The sequence below is a fragment of the Pseudomonas sp. YL2 genome (genome assembly GCF_023063025.1).
Lineage (GTDB): Bacteria > Pseudomonadota > Gammaproteobacteria > Pseudomonadales > Pseudomonadaceae > Aquipseudomonas > Aquipseudomonas putida_A.
This window is the reverse complement of the sequence record NZ_JAJSLU010000015.1, coordinates 143301-158776: the sequence shown is the minus strand read 5'-3', so window position 1 is coordinate 158776 and position 15476 is coordinate 143301. Positions and strand designations below refer to the sequence as shown.

General features: G+C 60.7%; 10 protein-coding genes and 1 pseudogene. 6 read left to right on the top strand and 5 right to left on the bottom strand.

All coding sequences use genetic code 11. The annotated features are described in order from the left end of the window. Window positions 1-192: pseudogene (locus LVD08_RS20780) on the bottom strand (DUF6124 family protein); the annotation flags it as partial. Between the two features lie 700 nt (window positions 193-892). Between LVD08_RS20780 and LVD08_RS20775 the strand changes: the two are divergent. Both LVD08_RS20775 and LVD08_RS20770 read left to right on the top strand, forming a co-directional pair. Next, window positions 893-1675, top strand: coding sequence for an endonuclease/exonuclease/phosphatase family protein (locus tag LVD08_RS20775; protein WP_027613718.1), 783 nt, complete (start codon window positions 893-895; stop codon window positions 1673-1675). 267 nt (window positions 1676-1942) lie between these two features. Next, entirely contained in the window at window positions 1943-3013 is a 1071-nt protein-coding gene (locus tag LVD08_RS20770) for an autotransporter domain-containing protein (RefSeq protein ID WP_247269117.1), read from the top strand. Window positions 3014-3136: 123 nt separating this feature from the next. Here the strand turns inward: LVD08_RS20770 and glgB are convergent, their stop codons facing one another. The 3 genes from glgB to LVD08_RS20755 all read right to left on the bottom strand — a co-directional run bounded on the left by glgB (window position 3137) and on the right by LVD08_RS20755 (window position 10876). Then, window positions 3137-5368: a 1,4-alpha-glucan branching protein GlgB gene (gene glgB, locus LVD08_RS20765; protein ID WP_247269116.1), complete on the bottom strand. Its 2232-nt coding sequence runs from the start codon at window positions 5366-5368 to the stop codon at window positions 3137-3139. A gap of 2 nt (window positions 5369-5370) precedes the next feature. Continuing rightward, the gene (treS, locus tag LVD08_RS20760) at window positions 5371-8712 is read right to left on the bottom strand and encodes a maltose alpha-D-glucosyltransferase (RefSeq protein WP_247269115.1); all 3342 of its coding nucleotides are present in this window, start codon (window positions 8710-8712) and stop codon (window positions 5371-5373) included. Between the two features lie 169 nt (window positions 8713-8881). After that, window positions 8882-10876, bottom strand: coding sequence for an alpha-1,4-glucan--maltose-1-phosphate maltosyltransferase (locus tag LVD08_RS20755; RefSeq protein WP_247269114.1), 1995 nt, complete (start codon window positions 10874-10876; stop codon window positions 8882-8884). Window positions 10877-11093: 217 nt separating this feature from the next. Between LVD08_RS20755 and LVD08_RS20750 the strand changes: the two genes are divergently transcribed. Continuing rightward, window positions 11094-11252 carry a hypothetical protein gene (locus tag LVD08_RS20750; RefSeq protein ID WP_003224520.1) on the top strand — a complete coding sequence of 53 codons (159 nt, stop codon included), beginning with the start codon at window positions 11094-11096 and terminating at the stop codon, window positions 11250-11252. A gap of 40 nt (window positions 11253-11292) precedes the next feature. Here LVD08_RS20750 and LVD08_RS20745 read toward each other — a convergent pair whose 3' ends face one another. Beyond that, a complete protein-coding gene (locus LVD08_RS20745; protein WP_027613723.1) occupies window positions 11293-11805 on the bottom strand; it encodes an MgtC/SapB family protein in 513 nt (170 codons plus the stop codon). A 123-nt stretch (window positions 11806-11928) separates the two neighbouring features. Here LVD08_RS20745 and LVD08_RS20740 point away from each other — a divergent pair, with 123 nt between their 5' ends. From LVD08_RS20740 to mapR, 3 genes are all read left to right on the top strand, one after another. Then, the gene (locus tag LVD08_RS20740) at window positions 11929-12177 is read left to right on the top strand and encodes a DUF3203 family protein (protein ID WP_027613724.1); all 249 of its coding nucleotides are present in this window, start codon (window positions 11929-11931) and stop codon (window positions 12175-12177) included. A gap of 195 nt (window positions 12178-12372) precedes the next feature. Continuing rightward, window positions 12373-13803 (top strand): cytochrome c oxidase accessory protein CcoG, encoded by a 1431-nt coding sequence (gene ccoG, locus LVD08_RS20735; protein WP_247269113.1) that lies wholly within the window; start codon window positions 12373-12375, stop codon window positions 13801-13803. A 168-nt stretch (window positions 13804-13971) separates the two neighbouring features. Further along, on the top strand, window positions 13972-15381 hold the full coding sequence (mapR, locus tag LVD08_RS20730; RefSeq protein WP_008087199.1) for a GntR family transcriptional regulator MpaR: 1410 nt from the start codon (window positions 13972-13974) through the stop codon (window positions 15379-15381). Window positions 15382-15476: the final 95 nt, after the last annotated feature.

The window sequence follows — 15476 nt, the reverse complement described above, 5'->3', positions numbered from 1 at the left end:
GTCCACGGTGGGGTCGATGAGGAAGATTCTGTTCGCCTTGCATGACGAGGTTGAAGGGATCGAGATCTTCAATGCGCCGGGGTTGAGGTAGAAGTTGATGGCACGGTCGGTTGCCGCTTTTATCTTCTGCGGGTCGAGGGCCGGGTCGTACGGGATCGAGGTGTCTGGGGGGTTGGGTGTGGCTTTGAACATGGATGAAACTCCGTATCGAGAAATAGGAGCCATCACCCTCGCTACCAAACGATGGGTGGCGGCCATGCGCGGGTTGGTAGACCGGTCGATACGGAACCCGGCGCTCACGAATGAGCCCCACGCATGTCCACCATAAAACTGAGCCCCAAAAAGAGGCTACATAAGGGGACGCCATACGACCGTACCGAAATGGGCTACCAAACCCGATCACTGTTTTCCAGTGACAGGGAAACGATAAGCCCAACGCATAGCCGTGTAAGCCGGCGGATTCTGGCGTACGCGTAGGTAACGGCGCAAGGCGTTGTAGCCGTTATGGCGTAACGGTTCGTGTACTTTAAACGTGGTTGCGGGGTTATGTTTATTTGCGGGGTTTGCTCTGTTGTTTTGATTTTGTCTGATAGGCCGCTTTCGCGAGCAAGTCGAATCGTCGCACCGCCGCTCCCACAGTTGGAATGCTTGCATTCAGTGGGAAGTTGGTCGGCTTGTGAGCCGTCATCGCTGGCAAGCCAGCTCCCACAATTTGACCGAGTGCATTCAGCCAGAGATTGGTCGATCGGGAGGCGCTTTCGCGAGCAGGCTCGCTCCCACAGGTTTCCTGGCGGCTCTGGTGATTTGTATTACGGCCTGAGACATCTGGAAGGAACTGCCCGCTCACAGACCAGTCGCATGAACAGGAAGCCGTTTTTTCAGAGGAGTGAACGTGTCCAGCGATCCCAAGCGTCACGCCGTCGACGCACCCGTCATCCATCGCCTGCGCGTGTTGACGGTCAACACTCACAAGGGTTTTACCGCCCTCAACCGGCGCTTCATCCTGCCGGAACTGCGCGAAGCGGTACGCAGCACCTCGGCTGATCTGGTGTTTCTGCAGGAGGTGGTGGGCGAACACGAGCGACATTCCAATCGCTACCAGGAATGGCCGCAAACCTCGCAATACGAATTTCTTGCCGACAGCATGTGGAGCGACTTTGCCTACGGGCGCAACGCGGTGTACCCCGATGGCCACCACGGCAATGCATTGCTGTCGAAATACCCGATCCGCGAATACCGCAACCTCGACGTGTCGATCACCGGCCCCGAGCGCAGAGGCCTGCTGCACTGCGTGCTGGACGTGCCGGGCCACGCCGAAGTCCACGCGATCTGCGTGCACCTGAGTCTGCTGGAAAGCCACCGCCAATTGCAGTTGCAGCTGCTTTGCCAGTTGCTCGAATCATTGCCCGACGATGCGCCGGTCATCATTGCCGGCGACTTCAATGACTGGCAGCTGCAGGGCAATGCCGCCCTCGCCCGCCGCGATTACCTGCACGAAGCCTTCGAACGCCACCACGGCCGCCCGGCCAAGACCTACCCTGCGCGTTTTCCACTGCTGCGCCTGGACCGCATCTACCTGCGCAATGCCAGCAGCCACGACCCGCAGATCCTCGGCAACAAGCCGTGGACGCACTTGTCGGACCACTTGCCGCTGGCGGTGGAAGTGCATTTGTAAGCACAGACAATGACTTGGATATGTGCAGAAAAACAAACGCTTGCAGCGCCTGATTTAGCTATACCGCTCATCGTGCAGTTTCTTGACGCATGGGCATCACTCTTCTTATCTCTACCTTACTACCCCCGGAATCACTCACCGGGACGAACCTTACGGCACTCGCGAAATCGAGCGCCGCGGTTCGCCCCGCTCCATTCGGTCGCCCCTCGTTCGGGGTAGGAGAGACGCCAGAAAGAGATCCCGCATGCGCTTGCAAGGTAGACCTCCATGAAAAGCTCATTCACCCCACAAGAGATCAAAGTGACGTTTTGCACAGTGTCGAGTTCGATTCTGCTGTGCTCATCCATGGAGGCGCAGGCCGGACCTGCGGCGGATGAAACCACTCCCTGGTACCGCCAGGACATGCCCGTTCTGACCCTGCCGGCGACCGTTGTCACCCCCGAGCCACAACGCCTGAGTCCACGTCCCGATTTGCGCGGCACCGACCTGATCACCGAAGATCTGGCGCCAGCAGCCTGGGACCGGTTGTACGGACAAAGCGCCCGGCAAGCGCAAACCGACGTGCTTTCGCCAGGTTTTGCCACGCCCGGCAACGGCGACTTCAAAGGCCCGCCCGTGCTCACCGTGCAAAGCGCCGGCGGCCACACCCAGACGCTCGGCCTGATTGGCGGATACAACCAGATCCAGGCCAACAGCGCCGGCCTGATCAGCAGCCGCGCCCTCGCCGATCCGACCACCGACACCCTGAACCTGCAAGGCCAGAGCCTCGGCGCTTATTACCGCCTGACTGGCGCGCAAGGCTGGCATGTCGACCTGTCGGCCAGCGGTGGCCGGGTCAGCGGTTTCAGTCGCAACGAACAAGGCGCGCGCCAGGCCACCGAAGGCAGTGCGATGACCTTCTCGGTCGAAGGTGGGTATCCGATCGGCCTGGGCGGGAACTGGGTGGTTGAACCCCAGGCGCAATTGATCAATCAGCGCATCACCCTCGACACGCCGTACGCGGGTTCCGGCAATGCGTCGTCATCGGATCTGTCGGCGTGGAGCGGCCGCGTCGGCGCCCGCCTCAAAGGCAGTTACGATGTGAACGGCCTGCCAGTGGAACCCTATGTGCGTACCAACCTCTGGCATACGGTGTATACCGGCAACACGGTGACTCTCGATCAGGTCGACAAGATCAGCAGCAGCCGCAAGTCATCAACGGTCGAGTTGGGATTGGGGTTGGTGGCGCGAGTGACGCCGGCGGTCAGCCTGTATGTCAGCGCCGATTACAGCAGTGATGTGGATGACAACGATCTGAACGGGTTGATTGGCAGTCTGGGAGTGCGGATGCGTTGGTGATTTCGGCTTGAGGGGCGATGGCCTCTGAGCTGACGCCATCGCGAGCAGGCTCACTCCTACAGGGGAGACGCATTCCAAATGTAGGAGTGAGCCTGCTCGCGATGGCAGCGACGCGGTCGCGGATCAACCCTCCGGCTTGAGAATCAACACCGCCAGCGGCGGCAGATTCAGCTCCAGCGACAGCGACTGGCCATGGCTCGGCACCTCTTCGGTAAACGCCCCGCCGCCATTGCCATAATTCGAACCGGCGTAAGTGTCGGCATCGCTGTTGAGCAGTTCGTTCCAGCGCCCGGCAAACGGCACGCCGACCCGATACGACTGACGCGGCACCGGAGTAAAGTTGGCCACCACCAGCACCGGTTTGCCGTCCTTGCTCCAGCGCAGCCACGCGTACACGCTGTTGATCGCATCATCGCCGATCAACCACTGGAAGCCCTGCGGCGCATCGTCCTGATCGTGCAGCGCCGGTTCTTCGCGGTACAAGCGATTGAGGTCGCCGACCAGTTTCTGCACGCCTTTGTGTTCCGAGTATTGCAGCAGGTACCAGTCCAGTTGCTGATCGTGATTCCACTCGCGCCACTGGCCGAATTCGCAGCCCATGAACAACAGCTTCTTGCCCGGATGGGTCCACATGAAACTCAGGTAGGCGCGCAGGTTGGCAAATTTCTGCCAACGATCGCCGGGCATCTTGTCGATCAGCGAGTGCTTGCCGTGCACCACTTCGTCGTGGGAGATCGGCAGGATGAAGCGCTCGGACCAGGCGTAAACCAGGCCGAAACTCAATTCGTTGTGGTGATGCGCGCGGTACACCGGGTCCTGCTGGATGTAGTGCAGCGAGTCGTGCATCCAGCCCATGTTCCATTTGTAGGCGAAACCGAGACCACCCTGCTGGGTGCTCTGGCTGACGCCCGGCCATGCGGTGGATTCCTCGGCGATCACCAGCGCCCCCGGGGCTTCCAGCTCGACCACGTCATTCAAGTGGCGGAGGAAATCGATCGCCTCCAGATTCTCACGCCCGCCGTGGCGGTTCGGCACCCATTCGCCGGCCTTGCGCGAATAGTCGCGATACAGCATCGAGGCCACCGCATCAACGCGCAAACCGTCGATGTGGAAATGCTTCAACCAGTGCAATGCCGACGCCAGCATGTAGCCGTGAACTTCAGTGCGCCCAAGGTTGTAAATCAGCGTGTCCCAGTCCTGATGAAAGCCTTCCAGCGGGTTGCCGTATTCGTACAACGCCGTGCCGTCGAACTGCGCCAGACCGTGAGTATCAGTGGGGAAATGCGCTGGCACCCAGTCAAGGATCACGCCGATGTCGGCACGGTGGCAGGCATCGACGAACTCACCGAATTGCTCCGGCGTGCCGTATCGGGCGCTCGGGGCGAATTGCGAGAGCAACTGATAACCCCACGAACCACCAAACGGGTGCTCCATGATCGGCATCAGTTCGATGTGGGTGAAACCCAGCTCCTTGACGTAAGGAATCAGCCGCTCGGCCAGCTCCGGCCAGGTGTACTGGCGGGCGACTTCGCCCAGATCGTCCAGTTCGCACTGCCACGATCCGGCATGCAATTCGTAGATCGACAGCGGCGCTGAATGCTTCTGCCGCTCGCGGCGGCCGTTCATCCAGCCCTGATCCTGCCAATTGATCTGCAGCGGCGCGGCGACTTTCGACGCGGTGTCCGGCGGCAGGCTGGTGGCCAGGGCCATCGGGTCGGCCTTCAGCGGCAGGATACCGTGAGCGCCGAGGATTTCGTACTTGTACAACTCGCCCGCTTGCAGGCGCGGAATAAACAACTCCCAGACCCCGGATGGATGGCGCAGGCGCATCGGATGGCGACGACCATCCCACACGTTGAAATCACCGACCACCGACACTCGGCGAGCATTCGGCGCCCACACGGCAAAGCGCACACCGTCGACGCCATCGACGGTGGTCAGTTGCGCGCCGAGGCAGCTGCTCAGATCACGGTGATTGCCTTCAGCGAACAGATACAAATCCATTTCGCCGAGCAACTGGCCGAAGCTGTACGGATCTTCCGCCACCTGTTCGCCGCCGGCCCAACGCGTGCGCAGCAGATACGGCCGCGCCTGATCGAAGTGACCAACAAACAATCCCGGTGTTTCGGTGGCTTGCAGTTCGCCGCGTTCTTCACCGCTGTCCTTGTCCAGCACTTCGACTTTCAATGCACCCGGCAGATAAGCGCGGATGAACTGCCCACCGGTACCATCACCGTGCGGGCCGAGAATGGAAAACGGGTCGTGGTGTTCAGCGCGCACCAGGGCGTCGATGTCCCGCGCCGCCGGCAATAACGCTTCTTTAGCGTGACCCTGTTCCTTGTTCGAGAAACTCATGACTACTCTCCACCAAGATCGGAAAAGGGTTTAAGCCCCGTCAATAACCCATACAAACCGTGCAACGGCACGGGCAGCCACGTGGGGCGATTTTCGGCTTCATAGGCCACTTCATAGGCCGCCTTCTCCAGGCCGAACAGCGCAAGCGCAGCGTCGGCACCCGCAGGATCCTGCCAAGCATGATCAAGACTAGCTGCCGCTTGGCGATACGCCTGAACAAATGCCTCGCGCGCCTCACGCAGGTAGCGCTCGGCAACCCGATGCCGGGCCGCTTCCGACTCTGGACTGTGATCGACGTTGTGCACATTGATCGTCATCGCCGCCGCGTAATCGAAGGAACGCAGCACGCCGCTGACGTCCTTGTACGGACTGTGTTTGCCGCGCCGTTCGTGCAGCGGCCGCGCCGGTTCACCCTCGAAGTCGATCAGATAGGCATCGCCCTTGATCACCAGCACCTGACCCAGATGCAAGTCGCCGTGGACGCGGATCCGCAAGCCACCCACGGCTTTCTGCGCCAGCTCCTGCACATGGCCGAGGATGACCTTTTTGTTGTCGAGCAGCCGCGCGACCATTTTCTGATCCGCCGCGCTCAGATGGCTCTGATGCTGCTTGAGCAGCTTCAACGCATGCTCGACCTGCGCCGCGACGTCCTTGCCAGTGGCTTGCGCCTCCTTGGCGCTGGTGGTTTGCGGGGCGAAGTCGGGGTTGTTGCTTGGCGCCGCCAGCACTTGGTGCATTTCACCCAGGCGCTGGCCGAGCATGCCGGCAAAGTCCTTCAGTTCGCCGAGGGCGTTGTAATGCTGTTCCTGCTCGGACATCGCGTCCGCCAGCTCATCACGCAACGCCCGTTCGAGGTTGTTCTGCGTCCATTCCCAGGCATCGCCCTGATTGCTCAGATAGCCTTGCGCGATCATCAGCAGGTTGTCTTCGCCCGCGCCATCGCGGCGAATCACCGAGCCGAGCAGCGGCGAGATGTTGGCGAAACCGGCCTCGGTCAGGTACGCGCTCATTTCCAGTTCCGGGTGTACACCCGAAGCGACCTTGCGGATCAGCTTCAGCACCAGACTGTTGCCGATCACCACCGAACTGTTCGATTGCTCGGCCGACAGATAACGCACCTCGGATTCGGCACCGAGGCCGAGTTTTTCCAGTTGCGCGGTCGGCGCAAAACGAATCTCGCCCTGTTCGGAGTTGAGCACGGTATTGCTCTGCATGCCTTGCAGCACCGCGTGGACAAACGTTTCAAGGCTGAAGGCATCCGTGATCAGACCGACCTGACGCCCGCGACGAACCCGCGACAATGCCAGTTGCTGCGGCAACGCCGGCCCGACCTGATCTTCGGCGATGAAGCCGAACGGCAGTTGATAGCGGCTGGTCTGCCCGGCGCTGGTGACTTCGATTTCGCTGAGCAGCACCGGATGCTGCGCGTCGCCGAAGCGCACGCCGTAGGCCAGATTGACCTGCTCGATGGCTGCGTCCTTGCCGGCGAACCAGCGGCGATTCTGCAGCCAGCTCGGCAGGATGCTCTGCTCCAGCGTGTTGCGGGTCGGCGTTTCGAGCAGTTCCTCCATGCGTTTTTTCAGCACCAGGGTGGTGAAGTCCGGCAGGCTCTGCGCCGGTTCCACGTGCCAGCTCGGCATCTGGTTTTCTGCAGCCAGGGCGAACCAGTAGAAACCGTACGGCGCCAGGGTCAGGAGGAAATTCAACTGGCCGATCGGTGGGAACGCATTACCGCCGAGCATCTCCACCGGAACCATGCCGACGTAAGCCGACAGATCGAGTTCCGCCGCCTGCGCGCTACGCGAGACGTTGGCCACGCAAAGAATGATTTCGTGCTTGCCGTCGGCGTCGGTGAATTCCCGGGTGTAGGCCAGAATCCGCCGGTTGCTCGGCGAGAGCATCTTCAGCGTGCCGCGACCGAAGGCCTTGGACTGCTTGCGCACGGCAAGCATGCGTCGCGTCCAGTTCAGCAGCGAATGCGGATCGCCGGCCTGAGTCTCGACGTTGACGGAGAGATAACCGTATTGCGGGTCCATGATCGGCGGCAGCACCAGGCTGGCCGGATCGGCGCGGGAGAAGCCGCCGTTGCGGTCGATCGACCATTGCATCGGCGTTCGCACACCGTCGCGGTCGCCGAGGTAGATGTTGTCGCCCATGCCGATTTCGTCGCCGTAATACAAAGTCGGCGTGCCGGGCATCGACAGCAGCAGGCTGTTGAGCAACTCGACGCGGCGGCGGTCACGCTCCATCAACGGCGCCAGACGCCGACGAATGCCAAGGTTGATCCGCGCGCGACGGTCAGCGGCGTAGTAGTTCCACAGGTAATCACGCTCCTTGTCGGTGACCATCTCCAGCGTCAACTCATCGTGGTTACGCAGGAAAATTGCCCACTGACAATTGGCAGGAATTTCCGGGGTCTGGCGCAAAATGTCGGTGATCGGGAAGCGATCTTCCTGGGCCAGCGCCATGTACATGCGCGGCATCAGCGGGAAGTGGAAGGCCATGTGGCATTCGTCGCCGTTGACGCCCTCGGCATCGGTGTCACCGAAGTACAGCTGGGTGTCTTCCGGCCATTGGTTGGCCTCGGCCAGCAGCATGCGGTCCGGGTAATTGGCATCGATCTCGGCACGGATCTGCTTGAGGACATCGTGGGTCTCGGGCAGGTTTTCGTTGTTGGTGCCGTCGCGCTCGATCAAATACGGAATGGCGTCGAGACGCAGCCCGTCGATACCCATGTCCAGCCAGTAGCGCATCACCGACAGCACCGCTTTCATCACTTGCGGGTTGTCGAAATTGAGGTCGGGCTGGTGCGAGTAGAAACGGTGCCAGAAGTACTGGCCGGCGACCGGGTCCCAGGTCCAGTTGGACTTTTCGGTGTCGAGGAAGATGATCCGCGTGCCGTCGTACTTCTGATCGTCATCCGACCACACATAGAAGTCCCGCGCCGCCGAACCGGGCTTGGCTTTGCGCGCCCGCTGGAACCACGGGTGCTGATCCGAGGTGTGGTTGATGACCAGTTCGGTGATCACCCGCAAACCACGCTTGTGCGCCTCGGCGATAAAACGCTTGGCGTCGGCCATGGTCCCGTAGTCGCTGTGTACGCCGCGGTATTCGGCAATGTCGTAACCGTCATCGCGACGTGGCGACGGATAGAACGGCAGTAGCCAGATGGTGTTGACGCCGAGTTCGGCGATGTAGTCGAGTTTGGCGATCAGGCCAGGAAAGTCGCCGATCCCGTCATTGTTGGAGTCGAAAAACGATTTGACGTGAACTTGATAGATCACCGCATCCTTGTACCAGAGCGGGTCTTTGATAAAGGTGGCTGCCTTGGGTTTCTTCGCCATGTGAAACTCCTGTTCAATTCTGGAAAAACCGTGAGCCGATGACCTGACTCGAAAACGCTGAGCAACCTGTGGGAGCGAGCCTGCTCGCGAATGCGGATTAACATTCAGCAAAGATGTCGCCTGCAAAAACGCATTCGCGAGCAGGCTCGCTCCCACAGGGAATCGGTGTTCAGGCAGTAATCCGCCAAATCCCGAACGGCTGGTACGCCGGGTCAATGCGCATGAACTGATACTTGCCATGCCAATCCCAGCGATGCCCGTTCATCAAGTCCTCACCGTGGGTGGTCGCGTCGTCGGGCAGGCCCATCTCCCACAGCGGCAACTCGAAATTGGCTTCCTGCACGTTGTGCGGATCGAGGCTCACCGCCACCAGAATGAAATTGCTGCCGTCAAAGCTGCGCTTGCCGAAATACAGAATGTTGTCGTTCCACGCGTTGTAGATTTTCAACCCCAGATGCGTGTGCAGCGCCGGGTTCTGCCGGCGGATGCGGTTGAGCTGGGCGATTTCGGCAATGATGTTGCCCGGCGCATTGAAGTCGCGGACGCGGATCTCGTACTTCTCCGAATCAAGGTATTCCTCCTTGCCCGGAACCGGCGCCGATTCGCACAGTTCATAACCGGAATACATGCCCCACAAGCCCGACCCCATGGTCGCCAGCGCCGCGCGGATCAGAAACCCCGGCCGCCCTGATTCATGCAGGAACGCCGGGTTGATGTCCGGCGTGTTGACGAAGAAGTTCGGCCGGTAGCATTCGCGCCACGGCGACTCGTTGAGTTCACTGAAGTAGGTCGCCAGCTCCGACTTGGTGTTGCGCCAGGTGAAATAGGTGTAGCTCTGGGAATAACCGACCTTGCCCAGCCGCGCCATCATCGCCGGTGTGGTGAACGCTTCGGCGAGGAAGATCACTTCCGGGTGCAGCGCCCGCACATCGGCGATCAGCCATTGCCAGAACGGCAGCGGCTTGGTGTGCGGATTGTCGACGCGGAAGATTTTCACACCTTCGTTGACCCAGCCGACGACGATATCGCGCAGCTCCACCCACAGACTGGGGATGGCGTCCGGCGCATAGAAGTCGACGTTGACGATGTCCTGGTATTTCTTCGGCGGGTTTTCCGCGTATTTGATCGTGCCGTCGGGGCGCCAGTTGAACCAGCCCGGATGCTGCTTGAGCCACGGGTGATCCTGCGAACACTGAATGGCGAAATCGAGGGCGATTTCCAGGCCATGCTCAGCGGCGGCGGCCACCAACCGGCGGAAGTCTTCGCGGGTGCCTAGTTGCGAGTGAATCGCCTCATGACCACCCTCCTCGCTGCCGATCGCATACGGACTGCCCGGATCATCGGGACCTGCGGTCAGGGAATTGTTGCGGCCCTTGCGGTGGGCGCGGCCGATCGGGTGAATTGGCGTGAAGTACAACACGTCGAAACCCATGTCCTGAATCATCGGCAGCCGCGAGTGCACGTCGTTGAATGTACCGTGACGCTTGGGATCGTCAGTAATCGAGCGCGGAAACAGCTCGTACCAACTGGCAAACTCGGCCAGTTCCCGTTCGACATCCACCGGGAATTCGGCGCTCAGGCTCAGATAGGCACGGTGATCGGCCTGCGCCATCAATTGCGCACTGCGCGAGTGCAGAAACAGCGCCACCTGCTCGGTTTCGAGCAGGCCGGACAATTCATGATGCAAGGCGGCGAGCTGTTCGCTGAGCTGACCGTCGCTGCGTTCGGCGGCCTGCTGCACCATGCTGCGCCCTTCCTGCAGTTCGAGTGACACCGGGACAGCTGCGTTGTGCTTCTTCTCCAGCTCGTACTGAAAACTGGCGAAATGGTCGATCCACGCTTCGATGCAGTACAGATAGCGACCCTGGCGGTCGGGACGAAACTGCCCCTGCCAACTGTTATTGCCCAGCTCGTTCATCACCTCGCTGTGCCAGCTCTCTTCGCCCTCCGCACGCCAGCGGATGTGCACCGCCAGCTTGTCATGCCCGTCGGCGAAGACCTTGCTGGTGACGATCACGTCACGCTCGACGATCGACTTCACGGCAAACTGCCCGCCATCGAGGGTCGGCATGGTGTTTTCGATCACGATGCGCGGCAGCAGCAACGCCTGCGACAGCGGCATGTGCGGGTTGTAGCTCTGCTCTGAAGGTTTTTCAGCAGACATCGAGCATCTCTCCTTAACGCCCCAAGGACGCTCTTGTGCCGGAACAGTGTTCACAATGAGGCACCGGCCCCGACTTGAACTCACTTAGGTTCCGAGCGACCGGCGCGGGGAAAAGTTCACAGGGATTTGTCTGGACAGAAAAGCGGATCGAATTCATCACACGGTGGTCAATCCACTTAAGCACTTCTCACGCCATGTGCCACACGGAGGTCTACAGATGAACATCCCGATCCCGGCCGAAACGCCTGATCCGAACATCGACAAACCCACCCTGCCCGAGACCGAGCCGCAACCGATTCCCGAGCAGGAACCACCGGGCACCACGCCACCGCCGAAGGAAGAACCGCCGACGACGATGCCACCGGTGATCGTTTAAGCACCCAGCGATCGTTCCCACCCATCATGGGAACGATCGATTACAGGTGCTGGTTTTTCTCCCCATCCTTCTCAAACATCCTGACCACCCGTGGCATCACGCTGAAAATCCCCAGCGCCAGCAAAGTGCTGAGCAGCGCCGTCGCTTCCCTGCCCAACCCGGCCGCCACGCCGATCGCCGCCGTCATCCACAACCCGGCTGCCGTGGTCAGTCCTTTCACATGCCCTTCGTCACCTTCCTGATTCTTCAAAATCGTACCGGCACCGAGAAAGCCGATCCCGGCGATCACTCCCTGCAACACCCGGCTCATCGCATCGGATTCGGCCCCTGAGGTCTGCGGCACCAGCACAAACAGCGCCGCCCCCAACGCCACCAGCATGTGCGTACGCACCCCGGCAGCCTTGCCCTTATGCTCGCGTTCGAAACCGAGAATTCCGCCCAGCACCGCCGCCATCAACAGGCGCACGGTGATGCGCGTCAGTTGCGAGGCATCGCCGACATCGGCGAACTCCGCTTGCAGCGTCACCCACACTTCATGCCACCAGGCGTTCATCGCTCCGTCCTTTCTTATTGGTCGTTAGTGGATGGACAGCAGCGACCATTAATCAGTTGCGCAGAACGATCGGCAAAGCACGCGCCCTAACCTTTCAGGTACTCATGAAAAAAGGACAGCCTCATGCCCGTTCGAATCGATGAATCCAATCCCGAAGCAAAAGTGTGTTTTTTCACCGTCGAAAATGGCGAAGAAATTCGTATCTGCGACACGCTGGAAGTCAAAACCGATAGCGAAAAAGCCATGTCGTTCGTTGAGATTGAAGGCCGGCGCGTTTACATCACCGAAGCAGAGGCGGATGCCTTGACCGTCGCTGGCGCGAAAGACGGTCGCAAGCACCTGAAGGCCGACGAGAGTGATTCGGTGATTTGACTGACCCGGATCAACATCCGGCGCAGACGTCTGCGATAGGCGTTTGCGCCTGCGTCTGCGGGCTGCTTCAAGTTGTCGCAGGATGTGTACCAAACGCCATCTGATACGCTTTTTATTCAAATAGCTGAGTCTGTTATGCAAACAGATCGGCGCTCATAGTTCGTCCGCCTGATGGAGGCTGATGAGCGAATGACCATGAGCGAACAAATCCCCGTCCGAACCGTAGAAGCAAGCCCCACCATAAAAAATGTGCCTGGTCGCCCGATGAAGGCGAAGGCCGGCTCCACCGACAATCACATCCACACCCGCAGTTTCACCGGCCTGTTCCGTACCTTGCGCATCAGCGGCGCGGGCGTTCTGTTTCTGCTGTTCTTCGGCACCGTGTGGCTGAACTGGGGCGGTCGTCAGGCCGTACTGTGGGACTTGGCCGAAAGCAAATTCCATATCTTCGGCGCGACCTTCTGGCCACAGGATTTCATCTTGCTCTCGGCACTGCTGATCATTGCCGCGTTCGGCCTGTTCGCCATCACCGTGTTCGCTGGCCGGGTCTGGTGTGGATACACCTGCCCGCAGAGCTCGTGGACATGGATCTTCATGTGGTGCGAAAAAGTCACCGAAGGCGAACGCAACCAGCGGATCAAACTACAAGCGGCGCCCTGGGGCCTGAACAAACTGGCCCGGCGCGCGGCCAAGCACACTCTGTGGCTGGCGATCAGCGTGATGACCGGGCTGACGTTTGTCGGCTACTTCACGCCGATCCGGCCGCTGGCCGAAGAGCTGTTCACCCTGCAGATCGGCGGGGTCAGTCTGTTCTGGGTTCTGTTCTTCACCGCCGCCACTTACATCAACGCCGGTTGGCTGCGCGAAGCGGTGTGCATGCATATGTGCCCGTATGCGCGGTTCCAGAGCGTGATGTTCGACAAGGACACCCTGGCGATTTCCTACGACGTCGCCCGTGGCGAAAACCGTGGCCCGCGCAAACGCGACGTGAAACCCGCCGAAGCCGGCCTCGGTGATTGCATCGATTGCCAGTTGTGCGTGCAGGTCTGCCCGACCGGCATCGACATCCGCGACGGCCTGCAGATGGAATGCATCGGCTGCGCGGCGTGCATCGACGCCTGTGATTCGATCATGGACAAAATGAATTACCCGCGCGGCCTGATCCGCTACAGTTCCGAGCGCGAATTGCAGGGTGGCAAGACCCATCTGCTGCGACCACGGCTGATCGGTTATGTCGCGGTGCTGCTGGTGATGATCGGCGCCCTGGCGCTGGCCTTGGTTGAGCGGCCGATGGTCTCGCTGGACGTGACCAAGGATCGCGGGCTGTTCCGCGAAAACGGTCAGGGCCAGATCGAGAACATCTACACCCTCAAGGTCATCAACAAGACCCAACAGCGCCAGGACTACACCCTGAGCCTGATGGAGGGCGACGGCTTCCAGTTGCAGGGCAAGACCGAACTGAGCCTGGCGCCGGGGGAGATTGTCGATGTGCCGGTATCGGTGGCGATGACCACCGAGCGTCCGGCCAGCAGCTCGCAGACCTTGAGCTTCAAGATCGCCGACAGCGACGAGCCCGAGATTTATAGCGTGGCGAAAAGCAGGTTTGTGGCGCCGATGAATCGCTGAGCCTTTAAGATGCAGCTCTCTTTTGACACTGCGATACCTGTGGCGAGGGAGCTTGCTCCCGCTTGAGTGCGCAGCACTCACAAGCTTTTGGGGCCGCTGCGCAGCCCAGCGGGAGCAAGCTCCCTCGCCACAACAAGCAATCCGAATTCAGTCCATCGCGGGATACCGATGAAACGCTACGAAAAATTCGCCGACGACATCGCTGAACTGATCCGCTCCGGCGTCCTCGGCCCCGGGCAACGGGTGCCGTCGGTGCGCTACGCCAGCCAGACTTACGGGGTCAGCCCGTCCACAGTGTTCCAGGCCTATTACCTGCTGGAACGTCGCGGCCTGATTCGCGCGCGGCCGCGCTCCGGCTACTTCGTCAACACCCACGCACCGAGTCCGTTCTCGGAGCCGGTGATCAGCAGCCACGTCAACGACTCCACCGAAGTCGACGTCAGCGAACTGGTGTTTTCGGTGCTGGAATCGATCAAGGACCCGAGCACCGTGCCCTTCGGCTCGGCGTTCCCCAGCCCGACCCTGTTCCCATTGCAACGGCTGTCACGTTCGCTGGCCAGTGCGGCGCGGGAGATGGACCCGCGCATGGTGGTCACCGACATGTCGCCGGGCAATCCGCAACTGCGCCGACAGATCGCCCTGCGCTACATGGTCGGCGGGTTGATGCTGCCGATGGAAGAACTGCTGATCACCAATGGCGCCCTCGAAGCGCTGAATCTGTGCCTGCAAGCGGTCACCGAACCGGGCGATCTGGTAGCCATCGAAGCCCCGGCGTTCTATGCCAGCCTGCAAGTGCTGGAGCGCCTGAAACTCAAAGCCGTGGAAATCCCCGTGCACCCGCGCGACGGCATCGATCTTGGCGTACTGGCGCAAACGCTTGAACGCCATCCGATCAAGGCCTGCTGGTGCATGACCAGTTTCCAGAACCCGATGGGCGCGACCATGCCCGAGGCGAAGAAACAGGAACTGGTGGAACTGCTGCGCCGGCATCAGGTGCCGCTGATCGAGGACGACGTCTACGCGGAGCTCTATTACGGCCAGCAAGCACCGAAACCGGCCAAGGCCTTCGACACCGAGGGGCTGGTGATGCACTGCGGTTCATTCGCCAAGAGCCTGGCACCCGGCTACCGCATCGGCTGGGTCGCCGCCGGGCGTTACGCACAGAAAATCGAACGGCTGAAACTGATGACCTCGCTCTGTGCCTCGATGCCGGCGCAAGCGGCCATCGCCGACTACCTGCAACACGGCGGCTATGATCGCCACCTGCGCAAACTGCGCTATGCCCTGGAAGAACAGCAAAGTGCGATGCTCGCAGCGATCGCTCGGTATTTCCCGGCGCAGACCCGCGTCAGCCAGCCGGCAGGCGGCTACTTCCTGTGGCTGGAACTGCCACCGCAGATGGATTCGTTGAAGTTGTTTCAGATGGCATTGGCGCAGGGCATCAGCATCGCACCGGGGCCGATTTTCTCGCCGACTCAGCGGTTCAGGAACTGCATTCGCCTGAACTACGGCAGCCCGTGGACCGAGGATTCGGAGAAGGCGATGGAGACGTTGGGGCGGATTGTGCGGTCGTTCTGACAGACAGATGTTGCCGCTTATGACGCCTTCGCGAGCAAGCCCGCTCCCACAGTAGACCGCATTCCATCTGGAGAAACGCGGTCTACTGTGGGAGC

Coding starts and splice junctions, on each gene's coding strand:
- LVD08_RS20770 (WP_247269117.1), top strand. CDS start 1,943: ATGAAAAGCTCATTCACCCCACAAGAGATCAAAGTGACGTTTTGCACA.
- glgB (WP_247269116.1), bottom strand. CDS start 5,368: ATGAGTTTCTCGAACAAGGAACAGGGTCACGCTAAAGAAGCGTTATTG.
- treS (WP_247269115.1), bottom strand. CDS start 8,712: ATGGCGAAGAAACCCAAGGCAGCCACCTTTATCAAAGACCCGCTCTGG.
- LVD08_RS20755 (WP_247269114.1), bottom strand. CDS start 10,876: ATGTCTGCTGAAAAACCTTCAGAGCAGAGCTACAACCCGCACATGCCG.
- LVD08_RS20750 (WP_003224520.1), top strand. CDS start 11,094: ATGAACATCCCGATCCCGGCCGAAACGCCTGATCCGAACATCGACAAA.
- LVD08_RS20745 (WP_027613723.1), bottom strand. CDS start 11,805: ATGAACGCCTGGTGGCATGAAGTGTGGGTGACGCTGCAAGCGGAGTTC.
- LVD08_RS20740 (WP_027613724.1), top strand. CDS start 11,929: ATGCCCGTTCGAATCGATGAATCCAATCCCGAAGCAAAAGTGTGTTTT.
- ccoG (WP_247269113.1), top strand. CDS start 12,373: ATGAGCGAACAAATCCCCGTCCGAACCGTAGAAGCAAGCCCCACCATA.
- mapR (WP_008087199.1), top strand. CDS start 13,972: ATGAAACGCTACGAAAAATTCGCCGACGACATCGCTGAACTGATCCGC.